This is a genomic window from Acinetobacter indicus, assembly GCF_009914475.1.
GTDB classification, from domain to species: Bacteria; Pseudomonadota; Gammaproteobacteria; order Pseudomonadales; family Moraxellaceae; genus Acinetobacter; species Acinetobacter indicus.
This window is the reverse complement of sequence record NZ_CP045198.1, coordinates 366,774-385,134: the sequence shown is the minus strand read 5'-3', so window position 1 is coordinate 385,134 and position 18,361 is coordinate 366,774. Positions and strand designations below refer to the sequence as shown.

Sequence of the window (18,361 nt, the reverse complement as noted above, 5' to 3'; positions counted from 1 at the left end):
AATTTTTCTAATGAATTTCAGACTGGATTAATTGAGTGATTTATAGATAAAAACTCTTTTTTCCAGTAAAAATCAGATTTTCATTTATTTCTGCTTATTTTTTCTTCAAGTGCTTTTCTGTGCGCTTTTCGCAAGTCGTGCTCAGCTAAATTTTTATGCCCATTTTAAAATGCGCCATTTTGGTGAATCTGCGTCATTATGCATCATTTTAGGGGTTTGGCAGCAAGAGGGGTCAACATCACAGCGGACACGTAAAAGCCACAAGCTGAATGCAGCTCAGCCATAAACTTAAAAGATTTCATCTGTATAAAAGCTATTCTGCTTGAAAATGTTCAGCCGCACATGTTTATTTTTTGCTATGATGATTTGCACTGCGTTTTCCCCGCATTTTTTCGCTCGAAAAATAGCCGTGTTGTGACCTCCCTCCACTTTGGAAAACCAGGCATTTCAGGGAATTCTTCAAGCACAGTCAGGTGCATAAATTTTGACAGGTTAAGCTCATGCTTTTGATGATCGATAATTACGACAGCTTTACTTACAACATCGTCCAGTATTTTGGCGAGTTAAATCAAGAAGTTAAAGTCGTTCGCAATGACAGCGTCACATTAGAAGATATTGAGCGATGGCAACCGAAGTATTTGGTGATTGGTCCCGGTCCGTGCTCACCATCTGAAGCAGGCATTTCCATTCCAGCGATTCAGCATTTTGCCGGCAAAATCCCGTTATTGGGCGTATGTCTGGGCCATCAGAGTATTGGTCAGGCCTTTGGCGGCAACATTGTACGGGCCAAAAAAGTGATGCACGGCCGTTTATCGGATATGTATCACAGCGATCAGGGAATTTTCAGCAATTTGCCCTGCCCGTTTTCTGCGACCCGTTACCACTCGCTGGTGATTGATCAGGCGACCTTACCAGAATGTCTGGAAGTCACCTGCTGGACCAATGAAGCCGATGGTTCCATGGAAGAAATTATGGGCGTGAAACATAAGACATTGCCGGTTGAAGGCGTGCAGTTCCACCCGGAATCCATTTTGAGCCAGCATGGCCACAAAATCTTCCAGAACTTTTTAGAAATTTATGCCTAATTTGAACAAAGTGAACACCATGAATATTCAACAAGCTTTAAATCATATTACAAAACAGATTCACCTGACTCAGCCACAAATGGAAGATGTGATGCGTGCCATCATGTCGGGCGAAGCCACCGATGCACAAATTGGTGCCCTGATGATGGGCCTGCGCCTGAAAGGTGAAAGTATTGATGAAATTACCGCAGCCGCGCGCGTGATGCGTGAGTTCGCGATTAAAATTGACGTTAGCGATATTCCGTATCTGGTCGATATTGTCGGTACCGGCGGTGATGGCCAGAACCTGTTTAACGTATCGACGGCCTCCAGCTTTGTGATTGCAGCCGCTGGCGCCACCATTGCCAAACATGGTAACCGCGGCGTATCGACCAAATCAGGTTCCTCTGACCTGCTGGAACAGGCCGGAATTAACCTTGACCTGAACATGCAGCAAACTGAACGCTGTATCCGCGATATGGGCGTAGGTTTCCTGTTTGCGCCGAACCATCATAAAGCCATGAAATATGCAGTTGGCCCACGTAAAGAACTGGGTATTCGCAGTATTTTTAACCTGCTCGGCCCGCTTACGAATCCGGCCGGAGTTAAACGTTTTGTGATTGGCGTATTCTCCAGCGAACTCTGCCGCCCGATTGCTGAAGTGATGAACCAGCTGGGTGCTGAACACGTGCTGGTGGTGCATTCACGTGATGGTCTGGATGAAATCAGTCTGGCATCTGCCACGACCGTAGCAGAACTGAAAAATGGGGAAATCACCGAATGGACCATTACTCCAGAAGAAGTGGGCATTGAATCGCAAACCCTCACCGGTCTGGTGGTGGAAAATTCGGCAGAAAGTCTGGCCCTGATTAAAGATGCACTTGGCAAAAATAAATCTGAACGCGGTGAAAAAGCGGCCAACATGATTGCCCTGAATGCCGGCGCCGGGATTTATGTGTCTGGTCTGACCAAAACCTATCAACAGGGTGTGGCACTGGCGCATGACATTATTTATGGCGGTCAGGCACTGGAAAAAATGGGCGTACTGGCCGAATTTACCAAAACCTTAAAACAGTACGAAGCTTAAGACGGCAGGATAAAATCATGGTGGATATCGCAAATACCATTTTAGGTAAAATTGTTGATCGCAAACAGGAAGAGTTTGCTGCACGTCTGAAACAGCGCAGTCTGAATGATCTGGAACAACTGGCCCAGGCCGCCACACCGGTGCGCGGTTTTGCCCAAAGCTTGAAAAGCAAACGTCCGGGCGTGATTGCAGAAATAAAAAAGGCCTCGCCATCTAAAGGGATTATTCGTGAAAACTTTAATCCGGCTGAAATTGCCCAGCAATATGAAGCTGCCGGTGCTGCCTGTCTGTCTGTACTGACCGATGTCGATTTTTTCCAGGGCGCTGATGAAAATATCGCGCTGGCCCGCAACCATTGCAGCCTGCCTGCACTGCGGAAAGACTTCCTGATTGATCCTTATGGTGTGGTTGAAGCTCGTGCGCTACATGCCGACTGTATCTTGCTGATTGTAGCCTGCCTGTCAGACCAGCAACTGGAAGAAATGTCGAAAACCGCATTTGAACACAATCTGGATGTACTGGTTGAGGTGCATGACGAAGAAGAGCTGGAACGCGCTTTGCGTTTAAGTGATCGCTGTCTGCTTGGCGTGAACAACCGTAATTTAAAAACCTTTGATGTGGATTTAAACACCTCATTGCGTCTGAAAAAATTACTCGATCCAGCACGTTTACTGGTAACCGAAAGCGGTATTGCCACCCCGGCAGATGTCAAGATGATGCAGGAGCATGACATTCATGCCTTCCTGGTCGGTGAAAGCTTTATGAAACAACCGTGTCCGGATCAGGCCTTTAGCGAGCTGTTTGGTACGCCGCAAAAGGTCTAAGTCTTGGTGCAGTTCAGGAGGCAGGTTTATCCTGAACTGTGCGATTGCACTGCCCTACTTTCATAGGGCGGTCATCTTCCTATATCGCCCCATCTTAACATCTCTCATTTCAAGCCAGATGCAGCGCCAAGCTGAATCCGTTTCAGTTCAAATCAGGCGTAATTCAGACTATACTGGATTGAAATTTTATCCTCCTATTTTCGATTATGAGCAAACACGATTCTTCGCTATCGAAAGAACAGTTTAAATTACTCAAAGACTTTAAAAAGCAGATCAGTAATCCGCATCCGCGCGTAGAGCCAGCAGCGCCGGCCATCAAAACTGCCGAACAGGAACAGGCCGAAGATTTTGAGCTGTTTCAAAAAGAAATGCGTGGGGTCCAGAAAATGGATCATGGCAATATCGCGCCAGTGGCCCAACCGGCCAAGAAAAAGCTGGATGCCCAGACCCTGGCTAAACGCGCAGCCGCCGAAGGCCCCATGCAAACTGATGAGACCATTTTGTCGGACACGCAAGCCATGCTTAATCCGGTGGGCAGTCAGGCCAGTTTAAGCTACCGCATTGCCACCTTGCAGCATAAGGTGTTTGAAGATTTAAAAGCTGGCAATTTGCGCTGGTTTGAAGCGGTCGACCTGCATGGCTGTACCGTGGAAGAAGCCCGGGTGGCCGTGCTGCAAATTATTCAGATGGCCAAAGATGAAAATCAGAACGTGATTAAAATTGTGCATGGGAAAGGCCCGGAAGCCATTTTAAAAACCTATGTCAATGGCTGGTTACGTCAGCATCGCGATGTTCTGGCCTTTGTCAGTGCGCCGGAAAAACAGGGCGGCACCGGTGCGGTGCTGGTTCTGCTAAAACGTGCAGAAAAGAATCCAAAGTTTAAACAATAAGCGGATTTTTCCTCAAAAGCAGGCATTGTTGCGGTTTTCTGCTACAATGCCGTCCTTGTTCAATATCAGTGTAAGTGAACACGTCTTATGTCTATGCAGCAATCCTACGCAAACATTCTTACTGCCGTTGGTGAAGATTTAAATCGCCCTGGTCTCAAAGATACGCCTATGCGTGCTGCTAAAGCATTTTCGTATTTAACCTCGGGTTATAGCCAGACGTTGGCTGAAGTGACCAACAACGCCGTGTTCCCGTCTGATAACCGTGAAATGGTGCTGGTCAAAAATATCGAATTCTATTCGCTATGCGAGCATCACCTGCTGCCATTTTATGGCCGTGTGCATATTGCCTATTTACCGGAAGGCAATGTTTTGGGACTGTCTAAATTTGCCCGTATTACTGAAATGTTTGCGCGCCGTTTACAGATTCAGGAAAACCTGACCCAGCAGATTGCAGAAGCCGTGGCTGAAGTGACCAAAGCCCGCGGTGTTGCGGTAGTGATTGACTCTGCACACATGTGCATGATGATGCGTGGTGTTGGCAAGCAGGAATCGACCACACGTACCGTGTCATTTATTGGTGACTTTAAAACTGATAAAGATGCACGCCGTGAATTTTTAAGTGCCGTACCTGAAAGTTACTAAACCTAAATAATGCTGGAGCCTCGACATCTGTTGGGGCTTTTTTATGTCCTGTTTCTTATACTACCGCTGGTTTCCCTATTATTTTAAGGAATGCAAATGTCTTCAATTTATTTAGCCGGTCAGGGCCTGACCCAAAGTGAATGCAGTGTCGACTTCCCGCGTCCGGATCGTTTGGTCAAAGTCAATCCCAAACGTGATACCTATAGTGCCTATGAACATCCCAATATGAGCTGTGGCATCTGGCAGTGCGAAGTCGGCGCCTGGAATATTGTCTTTGCTGACAATAAACAGGAATTCTTTAATGTGATTGAAGGCGTGGTGCGTATTCATGACCAGCACGGACAATATATTGAAGTTACCGCCGGTCAGGCCGGAATTATTCCACCGGGTTTTGTCGGTACCTTTGAAGTGGTTGCAGCAGTGAAAAAATATTATGTGGTGGTTGAGGCCTAAAATACCGCTTGAGCTTTTTGATGTTTTGGCTGGTTTTATCTTGCTGCTTTGATATAAAAAACGCCCGACAGTTTTGGGCGTTTTTTCATGCCGGGATGAGACTTAAAAGGCTTATTTGGCCAGATAGACCTGATTACGTCCGGCATTTTTGGCGCTATATAAGGCTGCATCTGCGGCATCCAGAAAACGCTGATAATCCGGATGGCCATCATACTGCACTGCGCCAATACTCACGGTAAATTTAAAACTCTCACCTTCAGCAGAACGGATTGGGGTATCTTCAACCCGGCGACGGATGGTTTCGGCAATCATCTGGGCCCGGTTCCAGTCACTATCGACCAGCAGCAATAAAAACTCTTCCCCACCAACCCGGAAAGCATAATCACTGCCCTTGCTCGATTCCAGCAGCACTTCGGCCATAAACTGCAAGGCCAGATCACCGGCGGCATGGCCATAGCGGTCATTAATCTCTTTAAAGAAATCGGCATCAATCGCCAGTAGACTTAAAGGTGAGCGGTTTTTGCGCGAGAACTGGATTTCACGAATCAGGATGGTATTTAAATAACGCCGGTTTAACAGCTGGGTCAGCGAATCATTGCCCGTGCCGATATATTCCGCCACCTGAAACAGCTGATCGACCAGATGCTGGATTTCGCGGTTTTTACAGCGAATCTGCTGAATCAGTAACAGCATCTGCTGCTGATCGGAAGTGTCCAGCAGCTGCTGGTTCAACTGATCCACCTGATAAATCCGCTGGATAATAAACTCGACCTGCTCGGCGCTGGCAAAAGCATAGGCTGCTTTATGAATGAACCACAGGCCAAATTCAGATTTGGAGAGTGGCGGATGAAACAGCTGTGACTGGTCAGAAAAGGCTTTAAACATCAGCTCATTTTCCCAGTCCAGCAGACAACCGCGCTGGCGGTCTTTTTGCACGGCCACATCCTGCATGGCAGAAAACAGGCGGTAGGTGTGTTTCATATCATTATGAATTTCCACCTTGGCCTCATAAGTGCGGCACATAATTTCCGCGGCCAGGCTCAGCACCTGGGTCATATAATCGGCAGCAGCCAGTACATCGGCCTGCGGGGTTTGCAGAAAAAAGGCAAAACTTTTGCGCTGGATTTCGCGGATGCCGCGAATAATCAGCCAGGAGGGAACGCCAATACGCGCATGCACTTCCCCAACTTTCAGCTGCTTGGCGACAATGGCTTTAAAATCCTGCTTGAACGGAACTGCAAAACTGTCCAGCAGCCATTGCTGCAAGGCATTTTTCAGGCGGCTACGCACCAGTTCATCGGACAGGAAATAAGAGGCTTCCTGCTCCTGCATCATCTGTCGATAAAATTCGGCCACCAGCACCGTGACATGCTGTTGAATGAACTCGAAGCTATAGCTTAAATCGGTTTCAGAAAATTGCCCGCAAATCGCCTGCCACTGCGCTGCAAGTTCCTCTATACGCTCTTGGTTCATACAACCGGCTCACACAGATGAATTACAGCGCAGATTTTAACGCAGCTGTCACATAAGACAATTCTTTTGTGAATTAAATGAATATTCACTTAATAACAATCTGGATTTTCAAGCCTGACTTCACGACTTCAGCTTAAAAGAACCAGGCATAACCAAGACTGGTCTGATGCCAGTCCTGTTGATCCTGCTGCTGATATTCCCAGCCCAGACGAATCGCATGCTGCGGATTCAGCACATATTGCAGCTGGCTGTGCAGTCTCAAATTCCATTGCTGGGTATCTTCCCAATACGGTAATTCTACTTGCAGCACGCTATTCAGCTGCGGACTCCAGATATTCTGGCAGCCCACTGTTGGCCCAACACCCACGCGCCAGCCACGATCCAGTGCTTTACCGGCCTGTAGATGGTTTTGTAGCTGGGCATAGCAAATATGCTCGCGGTCGGCACTGGCCCAGCTATAGCCCATCTGGACCTGTAAATTGGCCACGCCATGCTGTTCCTTAGTGCTGAACTGACCATGCTGATCGAGCGCTTCCTGGGTCCAGCCCAGATTAAAACCCCAGGACAATGGTGTTTTAAACGGCGTAATCGGGTTATAGGAGTTCACCGCCAGCACATCGAGCTGACTCAGTTTTAGGGTTTCATCCCGATATTGCAGCGCACCCTGTAAAAATAGCAATTGAGTCCCGGTACGAAAACCACCTTGCGGATCGAGCAGATCATGATAGGCTTGCCGATGCCCCAGTTCGATAAAGGACTGTCCCTGTACTTCACCGGTACTTAGCGTCAGGTTACGCGCATGATGGCCCTGGCTTGGATCAACGTTTGGGACGTCCGGCGCGCGGCGCTGCTTGTCGACCTGAAGCTGGCTTCGCAGGCTGAGTAATTGGCGTAAACGTGGCTGGGCAAAACCGGTTTCGACCTTGCGGGCTAAAAACTGCAGGTACAGATCATCGTAGGCCATTTCCAGTATTTTGGCCTGCTCTAATGCGGTATAAGACTGTAATAACGTATTTAAATCGGCAGATTCGGCAAAAGCCAGCTGATGTGCAGCTTGCGCCAGGTCTGTACCATGCTGGCGGGCTTGATCCAGTAACTGGGTTTCTAGCGCCGGGCGATACACGGTGTCTTTGACCAGATCTGAATCTGCCAGCGCCTTGATGGTTTCAACTGGAATCGACGCCACTTTAAACTGTTGCTGTAAATTCAGCTCTGGACGGACCAGATCAATCAGGCCCAATAAACGATAGGCACAGTTATCACTGACAAAATAATAGGGAAAGCTGACGTGCTTCATTTCCCAGATATGTTCCACCAGAAAACGGGTTTCATCCGGGCTTAAATCCAGCTCGTATTCCCATAAATCGCGGCTTTCCAGATCACCATATTCCTTAACCTTGCGGTAATACGGCATGAGGGAATATTCACCCGGATACTGTCCGGTCAGACCTTTCCAGGCATAGGACCAGCTTTGCTCACCCGGCACTGTGGCCGCATAATTTACCGCATAGGAAATCAGGTTCAGTTCCTGCTGATCTTTCGGGTCCAGTCGCAGCAAGGTATGCCCGAACATGGAGCTGGGATTGCCCATAAAATCGGTGGCATAAATTAAAGTGGTTTTGTATGGACGAATCTGGCCAATCCATTCATCCAGTTCCGGACAGGCCACGGCAGCCAGTTCCGTCTGTGGAATATTCAGTTGTTGCACCAGCCAGCGGCTACGTGCCGGAAAACGGCATTGTACCGATTGATTTGGCTCGGCCTGCTGAAACAGCGCTGCAATATGCGCCTGTAATTCCTGATTTAAATCGGGTGTTTTGGCCTCTGTTAAAAAATAGCCGGCATAGCTGACAGTACTCTGCCCGGAAGTATTGGCATACATTAAGCGTTGCCAGGTATTTTGCTGTGCCAGTTGCTGCTGTTCAGCACGCTGGATATACAACTGTGCCGGCGTTGAAGATTCAGGAGAAGACGTCGCGGCATACGCCACAGGAGATAACAAAGCAGCACATACAAAAGCAAGAGGTTTCATTCAGCAGATCAATTCTTATTCGGTTCTTATATAGAGAAAAACCCTGCCAGAAGACAGGGTTTTATGGGATGCTTAATTAGACGTAGGCTTTTAAGATGTCGTCTTGTGCCATCACTGACTGTAAAGAAGCCAGCACTTCAACAGAAGTCTGGTTGTCAGCTGAATAAATTTCAGAGAAGTTTTGTTTGGTCACTGCAAAGAAACGTGCTTTGTCTTCTGCTTTAATGCTCAGTAATTCAGCCAGTACGTTCAGGCTTTCACCCTCGCCTACAGCCATATCACGCGCCAGCGTTTCGGCATTTTCATTGGTAAATGTCACCACTTGCGCAGTTACAGTACCAGTACCGCTACAGCCTAAAGTACCGAAGGTAATACCGAACAACTGGTTTGCAAAAATACCATTGGTTGTAGCAGCTAAAATTTTAGGCACTTTACCAGACTGACCTGCCCAAACTTGAGAACCAATACCACAGCCGGCATCAGCGTCTGCAAATGCTGCTGTTGAACCTGCTGCCAATACTGCTGCCAAAGCTAATTTTTTTAACATAAAAGTCTCCAGAATTTATTATCTGAGTTTGTTATTGTTTCACAATGTGTAATTTTTATTACACTGTTTAAAGATAACGCATCCGCCAGCGAACACAAAACACTTTATACCAAAGTGGAAAAATTATTTTTCTGTATCCTTTAAGTGCGCAGGTTTCAGTTGCCAGATGCCATTTGGCTGACGATCACCCAGAATTTTCAAGACCAGCACCAGACTCAGCAATAACAGCAGATACCAGGACCCCAACTTGCCCCAGCCAACCATATGCCAGCTGTCGACCTGACTTGGATACAGCCAGATCTGGTAAAAGGTGCTGATATTTTCTGCAATCCAGATAATAAAGGCCAGTAACAACAAGACCGGTAACATCGGCAGCTGCATCCGGTGATGCTGCAATTCAAACTGGATACGGGTTTTCCAGAATATCAGTACGCTCCAGGCAAACAGCACATAGCGGATATCCGGCACAAAAAACTTGCTCATAAAATTAATATAAGACAGCACCGCCAGACTCAGCATATTGGCAAAACCCGGCAAGCGAGTAAAAGATACCCGATACAAACGCAAGGACCGGGCAAAGAAACTGCCGACAGCCGAATACATAAACCCGGCAAACAGCGGCACGGTCATAATTTTAAATACGGCCGGCTGCGGATACTGCCAGGACGCAATCGCCGGATGGGTCAGAAAAATTTCCATAATCATCGCCAGCAGATGAAACAGCGCAATGACTTTGGCCTCGGCCCAGGATTCCAGCTTGAGATACAACAGTAAAATCTGGATAAGGACCGCATAAAACAGCAAATAGTCATAACGGAAAAAACCGTAATAGTCCTGGCTACCCAGACTGGCGGTAAAAGCAAAAGCAATCAGCAATAAAATTCCAAATAAGGCAGCCGAAGCTGCCTTATAAGCGAATTCAAAACCTGATTTTAAAATTGTGATCAAGGCTGAATCCTAATATTGTTGCATCTTCTTAAAGGTACTTGGCACTGTATTCATGCACCGTATCAATAAAGACTTTCGGATTGGCCGGATCCACCCATTGGGTAATGCCATGTCCAAGGTTGGCAATATAGCCAGTTTTTTCACCATGCGCATAGGCATCATCCAGCATGGCTTTGGTCGCCTTGGCAATTGAGTCCGGGCTTCCATATAACGTGGCTGGATCCAGGTTGCCCTGTAAGGCAGCACGGCCATTCACGGTTTGGCGCGCCACATTTAATGGCGTGGTCCAGTCCAGACCAAAGGCATCGGCACCGGTGGCCACCATTGGCTCCAGCCATTGACCGCCGCCTTTGGTAAATAGAATGACCGGAATTTTACGGCCATCTTTTTCACGTTGCAGACCCGCTACAATCTTTTGCATATAGTTCAGCGAGAACTCGATATATTCACGATGCGCCAGTGCCCCGCCCCAGCTGTCAAAAATCTGTACCGCTTGTGCGCCAGCATCAATTTGCGCATTCAAATAGTCAATCACGGCGACTGCCAGACGGTCGAGCAAGGCATGCAGCACTTCCGGCTGGGCATACATCATCTGCTTGGTAAAGCGGAAATCCTTGCTTGAACCACCTTCAACCATATAAGTCGCCAGCGTCCACGGACTGCCAGAAAAACCAATTAACGGCACCTGTCCGCCCAGAGCCGAACGAATGGTCGACACCGCATTCATGACATAGTCCAGATCTGACTTGGCATTAAAATTCGGCAGATTGGCGACATCCTGCTCGGTACGCACGGTTTTATGAAACTTCGGACCTTCACCAGCTTCAAAGTACAAACCTAAGCCCAAAGCATCCGGTACGGTTAAAATATCGGAGAATAGAATGGCTGCATCCAGCTCATAACGGCGCAAAGGCTGTAAGGTCACTTCACAGGCAAATTCGGTATTTTTGCACAAGGAAAGAAAATCTCCGGCCTTGGCACGGGTTTCACGATACTCAGGCAGATAACGTCCTGCTTGACGCATCATCCATACCGGCGTGGTATCTACGGGTTCACGCAACAAGGCACGTAGAAAACGATCATTTTTTAAGGCCGTCATTTACTTTCCTAACTTCGACTGAATCTTGCATCCATCATATCAAAAAGGCAGAAATTTTAATAACTTCTTTAGTCCTTTAAAAATGCCGGACTGTAAAAGATAAAAGTGATATTTACACAAAACAGATACTGCATCTCCTCATTTTTTCTGTAATACTTGTGTAGTTTTTAAAATGTAAATGAATAATTCTTAAGGTTGACTTACATGTTCGTTCGCACAGTACTCGCCATGAGTTTAAGTTGCATGTTTGCTGGTACAGCCCTGGCTGCAACCACTGCTGAACAGCCGTTGAATCCTCAATTGATTAGCGATACAGCGGTTGAAGATCCGATTGATCCGCTTGCAACAGACGCATCAGCGGCAGTCGTACCTTCAGAAGTTGAAACGCAAATTACGCAACAAGAAGAACAAGATTTAAACAAGGCTTCAGCGACCCTAGAAGACCTGCAAAATGCCGAAGATACCCAGGCTGATATCGGCAGCGCACCGACAACTGCTGCGCCTGCAACAACTTCAGCCAACACAGCGCCAGCCAAAGCCTCCTGGACTTTAGATGGCCTGAACAATGCCAGCTGGTATGAAAATATTGGCAAAGGCCAGTTCCCGGTCTATGCGCGCGCGCATGTGATGCTCAATAATGCTCATGCTTCTCCGGGTGCGATTGATGGAACCAGCGGTAAAAATACCCTGAAAGCGATTGCCTCTTTCCAGCAGATGAACGGGATTAAACCGACTGGTGTGCTGACGCAGGAAACCTGGGATGCTTTAATTGCCCGTCAGGGTTCAAAACCGGCTTTCGTGGAATACACCATTACTGAAGATGACCTGAAAGGTCCGTATGTGAAATCAATTCCGGGCGATTATGCACTGCAAGCCAAAATGAAAGGCCTGCACTATACCAGCGTCACTGAAATGCTGGGTGAAAAGTTTCATATGGATGAGAACTTCCTGAAAAAGCTCAATCCAAATGCCAACTTTAACAAAGCCGGTCAAAAACTGATTGTGGCCAATGTGCGTAATGACCTGCCAGAAGATATCCACCTGATTGTGGCGCACAAAGGCGCTAAACAGCTGTATCTATTTAACAGCCGCAACCAGATGATCGCATCATTCCCGGCCAGTATTGGTAATACCAACACCCCTTCACCAACCGGGACTTATAAAGTGACTGGTGTGGCACCAAACCCGTGGTACAGCTACTCGCCAAGTAACTTTATCCAGGGCAAAAACATGAAGCCACTGTCCTTACCACCAGGTCCAAACGGTCCAGTGGGGAATATCTGGATTGGTCTGAGCAAAAAATCCTTTGGTATTCACGGTACGCCAAACCCGTCGATGATTTCTAAATCCTATTCGCATGGCTGTATCCGTCTGACCAACTGGGATGCCAACGACCTGGGCCGTAAAGTCCGTTCAGGGGTTACGGTTAAATTCCTCGAATAATCTGCTTATACCCCATAAAAAGCCTGCCGATGCAGGCTTTTTTGATTACGGAGGTTTGAATCTATGACGTTGCGAATCTGGAACGATATGTTGCATTCCATGCCTAGAACAGGCACCAGGTAAAACACTAAGATAGCCTCAAGCTCAAAAAGAATTAGAGGATTATCTGATGAACGCCTACTTACATCGTAGTGAAGAACGTGGTCATGTTAAAGCCGGCTGGTTAGACACCAAACACAGCTTTTCATTTGGCAGCTGGTACAACCCGAAATACATGGGTGTGAGTGTGCTTCGTGTGATTAATGATGACCGGATTGCTGCCCACAATGGTTTTGGTACCCATCCGCATGACAACATGGAAATTTTAACCTGTGTACTGGATGGCACCATTTCACATAAAGACAGCATGGGCAATGAACGGCATATCAGTGCGGGTGAATGGCAGCTGATGAGCGCCGGAACCGGGGTTCAGCACAGTGAAATCAACCAGGGCGATGTACCAGTGCATATGCTGCAAATCTGGATTCATCCAAATGTGCGTGATGCAGAGCCAAATTATCAGCAAATTAAACTCGACCCACGTGAACAGCCGAACCAATGGCACCTGATTGTTGGCCCGAACGAACAGGCTCCAATGCATATTCGCCAGCAGGCTGAAGTGAAAACCGCGGTACTTGAAGCCGGCCAAAGCCTAAACGTACAGGCGACCCAGCAGCTCAACTATGTGCATGTGATTCGTGGTGAAGTGCAGATTGGTGAACATACGGTTAAAGCTGGTGATGCACTGTTATTCGCGGAACATGCGGATATTCAGGCAATCGAAGAAAGCCAGATGATCTGGTTTGACTTACCGGGCAAATAAGCCAATTTTTCTCTCCCATGGGTCATAATGATTTTGGCCCAATAGCCGTTCCATCGAGCGGCTATTTTTATATCTTAAAACTGGCCTTGATTGACTTTTACCTGAGTGTGAACAGCCTGTTTAAGCTGAACGCGTTACAACAAATAAAAAACCCTCTCTCTGAAAATAAACTGAAGAAAATCGGCCGATTGCCTGCAATCCGATAAAACCAGAAAAAACTGAAACTATTTACATTCTCATTGGTAAAAATACTCTACATGAGAAAAATTCTCAGTTATAATAACTGCATAAAAATCATCCTGTGAATTGACCATGAATGCTTATACTGCAGCTCAGGCCAATGTCTTGACCATTCGGCAACTGAGCAAACAATTCGGCTCTCGTTTTGCGGTGCATCAGGCCAGCTGGTCTGCACAGCGCGGACAAATTATCTGCCTGCTGGGCCATTCGGGCTGTGGCAAAACCACCATGTTACGTCTGATTGCCGGATTAGAAACCCCAAGCAGTGGCTCAATCCAGCTTGAACAGCAAATCCTGTGGAACGAACAGCAGCAGATTCCAGCCGAAGCGCGCAATATTGGCCTGGTGTTTCAGGACTATGCCCTGTTTCCGCATTTAAGCGTACTGGACAATGTCATGTTTGGCCTGAAAAAACTGCCCAAAGCACAGCGTCAGGCGGTGGCCGAACAGGCGCTACAGCATGTTTCGATGCAGCATCATCTGCACAGTTATCCCTATACCCTGTCTGGTGGCGAGCAGCAGCGCGTGGCCCTGGCCCGTGCCCTGGCACCTAAACCGCAGGTGCTTTTGATGGATGAACCTTTTTCCAATCTCGATCATCGCCTGCGCGACCAGATCCGGCAAAATACCATCGAAATTCTGAAGCAGACTGGCACCACTACAGTCATTGTCACCCATGATCCGGAAGAGGCGCTGCAAATTGCCGATCAGATTATTTTGATGCATCAGGGCGAAATTATTCAGATCGGTACGCCGAAAGCCCTATACCGACAGCCAGCCACCTTATTTGCCGCCCGTTATTTTTCTGCCCTGAATGAAATTCCGGCGCAGCGTGTCGCGCAGCAGTTACAGACCTGTTTTGGCACACATCCCATCAGTGAAGCGCTGGTGCAGCACCAAGAGCCAATCCGCTGCTGTTTCCGTCCACATCAGGTGCAGGTGTTTAGCCAGCCGACAGCCGGCGCAATCCCGGCGACGGTGCTGTCCTCCAGCTTTATGGGCCATGCCGAACAGTTACGCCTGCAACTGGACCCCGAGACTATTATTCTGGCGCAGGTCAGCCCGGCACAGACCGCTTATCAGGAACAGGTTTATGTGCGCCTCGATCTGCAGCAGTGTTTTTTCTTCGCTCAAGATTCACAGCCGAAAGCCCATACAACCACCACGGCTGAAGTGGCCAACGCTTTTTAAATTGACAATAAGGAATGAAAAACGATGAAAGTAACAATCAAAATTCCACTGCTGGCCAGCGGCCTGCTGGCGCTGAGCGGTCTGGCGCAAGCCGCGCAGGTAAACCTGTATACCACGCGTGAACCGGTGCTGATTCAGCCCTTATTGAAAGAATTTACCGAAAGCAGCGGCATTAAGGTCAATACCGTATTTATTAAAGATGGTCTGCTGGAGCGAGTGAAAGCTGAAGGACGCCGTTCACCGGCCGATGTGATGCTGACCGTCGATTTTGGCAATCTGGTGGATCTGGTCGAAGCGGACCTCACCCAGCGCGTGAATTCCAAAGTATTAAATAATGCCATTCCGGCCAATTTACGTGCAGCCAATGGCCACTGGTATGCCCTGTCAATGCGTGCCCGTGCAGTCTATGCCTCCAAAGAACGTACGCCGCTGAACGCCATTCATTATGAAGATCTGGCCAATCCGCAATGGAAAGGTAAAATCTGTATCCGTTCGGGTAGCCATCCCTACAATACCGCGTTAATTGCCGCCTATATTGCCCATCATGGTGAAAAAGCGGCAGAAACCTGGTTACGCGGCGTTAAAGCCAATCTGGCGCGTCCAGCCAGTGGCGGTGACCGCGATGTGGCGCGCGATATTCTGGGTAAAATCTGTGATATTGGTGTGGCCAATACCTATTATGTGGGCACCATGCGCAATGGCAATGCTGAACAGCAGCGCTGGGGCAATGCCATTAATGTGGTGTTACCGCGCTTTAAAAATGGCGGCACCCATGTCAATGTCTCTGGTGCAGTTGTAGCCAAACATGCGCCAAACCGCAAAGAAGCGGTACAGTTACTGGAGTTCCTGGCCTCAGATCAGGCCCAGGCCATGTATGCACAAAGTGGTTATGAATATCCGGTCAAACCAGGCGTGAAGATTGATCCGATTATCGCCAGTTTCGGCAAGTTAGATATTGATTCACTGCGTTTAAGTGAGATTGCTCGCCATCGTAAGGCAGCCAATCTGCTGGTTGATAAAGTCCAGTTTAATCACTAAACCTGAATCATCAGATAGCGCGGGCAGACTGCTGCTCGTGCTATCAGTCTTGTGTCCATGTCCAGCCTGTTGATCCCCCGATGACCCAGAAAAAATCTCCTGTAACTACACTTTTTTCACTCAGTGGCCTGTTTACCCTGCTGGCCTGTCTGCCTGTGCTGGCTTTGCTCTGGACGGCCTTACAGGGCAATAGCGAGATTTGGGACCATCTGCTGCAATATGTGATTCCTCCCACCCTGATTGAAACCGGCCTGTTGCTGTTTGGTGTCGGGATTCTGACGATTCTGATTGGTACCGGCAGTGCCTGGCTGGTCACGGCCTATCAATTCCGTGGCCGTGGTTTTCTGGACTGGGCACTGTTACTGCCCTTGGCCGTACCGACCTATATTATTGCCTATAGCTATATTGATATTTTGCATCCGATTGGTCCTGTGCAGACCCTGCTGCGGGACTGGCTTCAGCTAGAAATGCAGCAGCTCTGGTTTCCGAATATCCGCTCGCTCTGGGGCGCGATTTTTCTGCTTAGTTTTGTGCTGTATCCCTATGTCTATTTAAGCACCCGTGCCATGTTCCTGATGCAGTCAGCCAGCCTGATTGAAGTAGCGCGCAGTCTGGGATTAAAACCGGAACAGGTATTTTTCCGGGTTGCGATTCCGCTGGCTCGCCCGGCCATTGCGGTTGGTGCCAGTCTGGCCCTGATGGAAACCATCAATGATATTGGTGCCACCGAATTTCTGGGCATTAAAACCCTGACCCTGTCAATTTATTCGACCTGGACCAACCAGTCCGATCTGGCCAGTGCCGCCCAGATTGCAATTTTTATGTTGCTGATCATTAGCCTGCTGGTACTGGTAGAGCGGCTGGGGCGACGCAAACAGCGCTATATGAACTCGGCCCAGCGTAGCCGGCTGATGCCCGCCCAGCCAGTGACCGGCGCCAAAGCCTGGCTGCTATTCGGCCTAGGGCTGATTCCGGTGATTATTGGTTTTCTAATTCCGATCAGTCATTTACTGGTTGAATCTTATCAGCGTTTACAATATGCCGGTTTCTCTGAATATCTGCTGCAAGCCTCAATCAATACGCTTACCTTAGCCAGTATTGCCACTTTTGTGACCATGCTGATTGGCTTTATGATTGTGAGTACCGCACGGTTTAGCCGAAGCAGCTGGCTAAGCCGGGTTGCCAGTTTGGGCTATGCCATTCCGGGCACCGTACTGGCCATTGGCCTGATGCTGTCTTTGGGCGCGATTGATCACGCCGTAGCGGATTTTCTGGAATTCCAGCTTGGTCTGGATACCGGCCTGCTGTTTTTAGGCACCAGTTTCACCTTAATTTACGCCTATGCGGTACGCTTTCTAGCCATTTCAATTGGCGGGATTGAATCGGGGTATAACCGGATTCATGGCGTTTTTGATGATGCCGCACGTAATCTGGGCCAGAGCAAAGGCGGGATTCTGACCCGTATCCATTTGCCTTTATTACGTCCTGCACTGATTTCAGCAGCCTTACTGATTTTTGTGGATTGTATGAAAGAGCTGCCGGCCACATTGTTGCTACGTCCGCTGAATATGGAAACCCTGGCCACGCAGTTATATGCCGAAGCCTCACGTGGTACCTATGAAGAAGGCGCAATTGCAGCCTTATTGATTGTTCTGGTCGGACTGATTCCAGTGATTTTACTGGCACGGTTGGGGAAAACTGTACGTTAATCTGAACTAGATGAACTGGCTAAACTCTGCTTCAACATTGAGTGCAAGTTTAGCCTTCTCTCTTTTTATAGTGAAAATCGTTTAAAGAGAATAGCCTTATAAAATAGAGATACACTTTTGATTTTTAATAAGCTTGGGATAAAGAATTTTATTCAGAAATAGTTTAGGCAGATAGTGCTTAGAATATTATCCTTAAATCCAATTATTTTTTTTATTATTCAATAATAACTAAGAATCAAGAATTAAAAACCAATTATTCATCCGTTTAAAAAAATAAAACGGACAATAAAATACTTGGATTGTTAAGAGAAAATGCACGTATCTCAATTACAGAAATTGCGCAGAAAACCCGAAATTCCTGGGCCACGGTTCAAAAGCGAATCGAGTACATGGAAGCGACTAGCATCATTACCGGCTATACGGTACGCATTAAACCGAACCTGAATCCGCAGCTTATTCAGGCCTGGATGAGTATTATGGTGGAAGGCAACAAGGCACAGGCCGTCATCAAGGAGCTACGTCTCGATCCGGCTATTCAGACCTTACATACGACGAATGGCAAATGGGATTTACTGGTAGAAATCCAGTCCGACAATTTGGTGAATTTTGATTTAATTTTAAGTCGGATCAGAAGTATTTCAGGGATTTATAACAGTGAAACCAATATATTACTGTCAACCTATAAAATTTAAATAATTGATTTTAATCTTCATCTATCGCATATACATTGCGACAGGTGAAAGATTATCGATGATTATTTTATAGAAAAGCAATCTATATAAATATTCGTTTTTCATATTTTATGGATTTTTATTTTTA

At 47.6% G+C, this 18,361-nt stretch carries 17 protein-coding genes; 12 read left to right on the top strand and 5 right to left on the bottom strand.

Annotated elements, in window-relative coordinates; genetic code table 11:
- The first annotated feature begins 500 nt into the window (after window positions 1-500).
- The 6 genes from GA693_RS02320 (at window position 501) to GA693_RS02295 (ending at window position 4,960) form a co-directional block, all read left to right on the top strand.
- A complete protein-coding gene (locus GA693_RS02320) occupies window positions 501-1,085 on the top strand; it encodes an anthranilate synthase component II (RefSeq protein WP_005176479.1) in 585 nt (194 codons plus the stop codon).
- 19 nt (window positions 1,086-1,104) lie between these two features.
- Window positions 1,105-2,151, top strand: a complete 1,047-nt coding sequence (gene trpD, locus GA693_RS02315; protein WP_160241505.1) for an anthranilate phosphoribosyltransferase — start codon at window positions 1,105-1,107, stop codon at window positions 2,149-2,151.
- A 17-nt stretch (window positions 2,152-2,168) separates the two neighbouring features.
- The gene (gene trpC, locus GA693_RS02310) at window positions 2,169-2,975 is read left to right on the top strand and encodes an indole-3-glycerol phosphate synthase TrpC (protein ID WP_005176475.1); all 807 of its coding nucleotides are present in this window, start codon (window positions 2,169-2,171) and stop codon (window positions 2,973-2,975) included.
- A gap of 206 nt (window positions 2,976-3,181) precedes the next feature.
- Window positions 3,182-3,865, top strand: coding sequence for a Smr/MutS family protein (locus GA693_RS02305; protein WP_005176474.1), 684 nt, complete (start codon window positions 3,182-3,184; stop codon window positions 3,863-3,865).
- Window positions 3,866-3,958: 93 nt separating this feature from the next.
- Entirely contained in the window at window positions 3,959-4,507 is a 549-nt protein-coding gene (gene folE, locus GA693_RS02300; protein WP_005176473.1) for a GTP cyclohydrolase I FolE, read from the top strand.
- A 96-nt stretch (window positions 4,508-4,603) separates the two neighbouring features.
- Entirely contained in the window at window positions 4,604-4,960 is a 357-nt protein-coding gene (locus GA693_RS02295) for a cupin domain-containing protein (RefSeq protein ID WP_160241506.1), read from the top strand.
- 111 nt (window positions 4,961-5,071) lie between these two features.
- On the opposite strand, the gene GA693_RS02290 is transcribed toward GA693_RS02295, so the two are convergent.
- The 5 genes from GA693_RS02290 to hemE form a co-directional block, all read right to left on the bottom strand.
- The gene (locus GA693_RS02290) at window positions 5,072-6,433 is read right to left on the bottom strand and encodes a diguanylate cyclase (RefSeq protein WP_156188869.1); all 1,362 of its coding nucleotides are present in this window, start codon (window positions 6,431-6,433) and stop codon (window positions 5,072-5,074) included.
- Window positions 6,434-6,566: 133 nt separating this feature from the next.
- A complete protein-coding gene (locus tag GA693_RS02285) occupies window positions 6,567-8,465 on the bottom strand; it encodes an Lnb N-terminal periplasmic domain-containing protein (RefSeq protein ID WP_160241507.1) in 1,899 nt (632 codons plus the stop codon).
- Between the two features lie 76 nt (window positions 8,466-8,541).
- On the bottom strand, window positions 8,542-9,012 hold the full coding sequence (locus tag GA693_RS02280) for a DUF3015 family protein (protein ID WP_005176467.1): 471 nt from the start codon (window positions 9,010-9,012) through the stop codon (window positions 8,542-8,544).
- A 123-nt stretch (window positions 9,013-9,135) separates the two neighbouring features.
- Window positions 9,136-9,960, bottom strand: a complete 825-nt coding sequence (locus GA693_RS02275; protein WP_005176465.1) for a DUF817 family protein — start codon at window positions 9,958-9,960, stop codon at window positions 9,136-9,138.
- Between the two features lie 28 nt (window positions 9,961-9,988).
- Window positions 9,989-11,059, bottom strand: coding sequence for a uroporphyrinogen decarboxylase (gene hemE, locus GA693_RS02270; protein ID WP_005176463.1), 1,071 nt, complete (start codon window positions 11,057-11,059; stop codon window positions 9,989-9,991).
- Window positions 11,060-11,263: 204 nt separating this feature from the next.
- Here hemE and GA693_RS02265 point away from each other — a divergent pair, with 204 nt between their 5' ends.
- The 6 genes from GA693_RS02265 to GA693_RS02240 all read left to right on the top strand — a co-directional run bounded on the left by GA693_RS02265 (window position 11,264) and on the right by GA693_RS02240 (window position 18,234).
- Window positions 11,264-12,502, top strand: coding sequence for a L,D-transpeptidase family protein (locus tag GA693_RS02265; RefSeq protein WP_005176462.1), 1,239 nt, complete (start codon window positions 11,264-11,266; stop codon window positions 12,500-12,502).
- Window positions 12,503-12,671: 169 nt separating this feature from the next.
- Window positions 12,672-13,364 (top strand): pirin family protein, encoded by a 693-nt coding sequence (locus GA693_RS02260; protein WP_160241508.1) that lies wholly within the window; start codon window positions 12,672-12,674, stop codon window positions 13,362-13,364.
- 312 nt (window positions 13,365-13,676) lie between these two features.
- Window positions 13,677-14,795, top strand: a complete 1,119-nt coding sequence (locus GA693_RS02255) for an ABC transporter ATP-binding protein (protein ID WP_160241509.1) — start codon at window positions 13,677-13,679, stop codon at window positions 14,793-14,795.
- Between the two features lie 24 nt (window positions 14,796-14,819).
- Window positions 14,820-15,833, top strand: a complete 1,014-nt coding sequence (locus GA693_RS02250; RefSeq protein WP_016659966.1) for an extracellular solute-binding protein — start codon at window positions 14,820-14,822, stop codon at window positions 15,831-15,833.
- Between the two features lie 80 nt (window positions 15,834-15,913).
- Complete coding sequence (locus GA693_RS02245) at window positions 15,914-17,542, top strand: ABC transporter permease (RefSeq protein WP_160241510.1); 1,629 nt, start codon at window positions 15,914-15,916, stop codon at window positions 17,540-17,542.
- Between the two features lie 290 nt (window positions 17,543-17,832).
- Entirely contained in the window at window positions 17,833-18,234 is a 402-nt protein-coding gene (locus GA693_RS02240) for an Lrp/AsnC family transcriptional regulator (RefSeq protein ID WP_160241809.1), read from the top strand.
- Window positions 18,235-18,361: the final 127 nt, after the last annotated feature.

What these genes read in the sequence shown, in the direction of transcription:
- GA693_RS02320 (WP_005176479.1), top strand. Translation starts at nt 501, where the DNA reads ATGCTTTTGATGATCGATAATTACGACAGCTTTACTTACAACATCGTC.
- trpD (WP_160241505.1), top strand. Translation starts at nt 1,105, where the DNA reads ATGAATATTCAACAAGCTTTAAATCATATTACAAAACAGATTCACCTG.
- trpC (WP_005176475.1), top strand. Translation starts at nt 2,169, where the DNA reads ATGGTGGATATCGCAAATACCATTTTAGGTAAAATTGTTGATCGCAAA.
- GA693_RS02305 (WP_005176474.1), top strand. Translation starts at nt 3,182, where the DNA reads ATGAGCAAACACGATTCTTCGCTATCGAAAGAACAGTTTAAATTACTC.
- folE (WP_005176473.1), top strand. Translation starts at nt 3,959, where the DNA reads ATGCAGCAATCCTACGCAAACATTCTTACTGCCGTTGGTGAAGATTTA.
- GA693_RS02295 (WP_160241506.1), top strand. Translation starts at nt 4,604, where the DNA reads ATGTCTTCAATTTATTTAGCCGGTCAGGGCCTGACCCAAAGTGAATGC.
- GA693_RS02290 (WP_156188869.1), bottom strand. Translation starts at nt 6,433, where the DNA reads ATGAACCAAGAGCGTATAGAGGAACTTGCAGCGCAGTGGCAGGCGATT.
- GA693_RS02285 (WP_160241507.1), bottom strand. Translation starts at nt 8,465, where the DNA reads ATGAAACCTCTTGCTTTTGTATGTGCTGCTTTGTTATCTCCTGTGGCG.
- GA693_RS02280 (WP_005176467.1), bottom strand. Translation starts at nt 9,012, where the DNA reads ATGTTAAAAAAATTAGCTTTGGCAGCAGTATTGGCAGCAGGTTCAACA.
- hemE (WP_005176463.1), bottom strand. Translation starts at nt 11,059, where the DNA reads ATGACGGCCTTAAAAAATGATCGTTTTCTACGTGCCTTGTTGCGTGAA.
- GA693_RS02265 (WP_005176462.1), top strand. Translation starts at nt 11,264, where the DNA reads ATGTTCGTTCGCACAGTACTCGCCATGAGTTTAAGTTGCATGTTTGCT.
- GA693_RS02260 (WP_160241508.1), top strand. Translation starts at nt 12,672, where the DNA reads ATGAACGCCTACTTACATCGTAGTGAAGAACGTGGTCATGTTAAAGCC.
- GA693_RS02255 (WP_160241509.1), top strand. Translation starts at nt 13,677, where the DNA reads ATGAATGCTTATACTGCAGCTCAGGCCAATGTCTTGACCATTCGGCAA.
- GA693_RS02250 (WP_016659966.1), top strand. Translation starts at nt 14,820, where the DNA reads ATGAAAGTAACAATCAAAATTCCACTGCTGGCCAGCGGCCTGCTGGCG.
- GA693_RS02245 (WP_160241510.1), top strand. Translation starts at nt 15,914, where the DNA reads ATGACCCAGAAAAAATCTCCTGTAACTACACTTTTTTCACTCAGTGGC.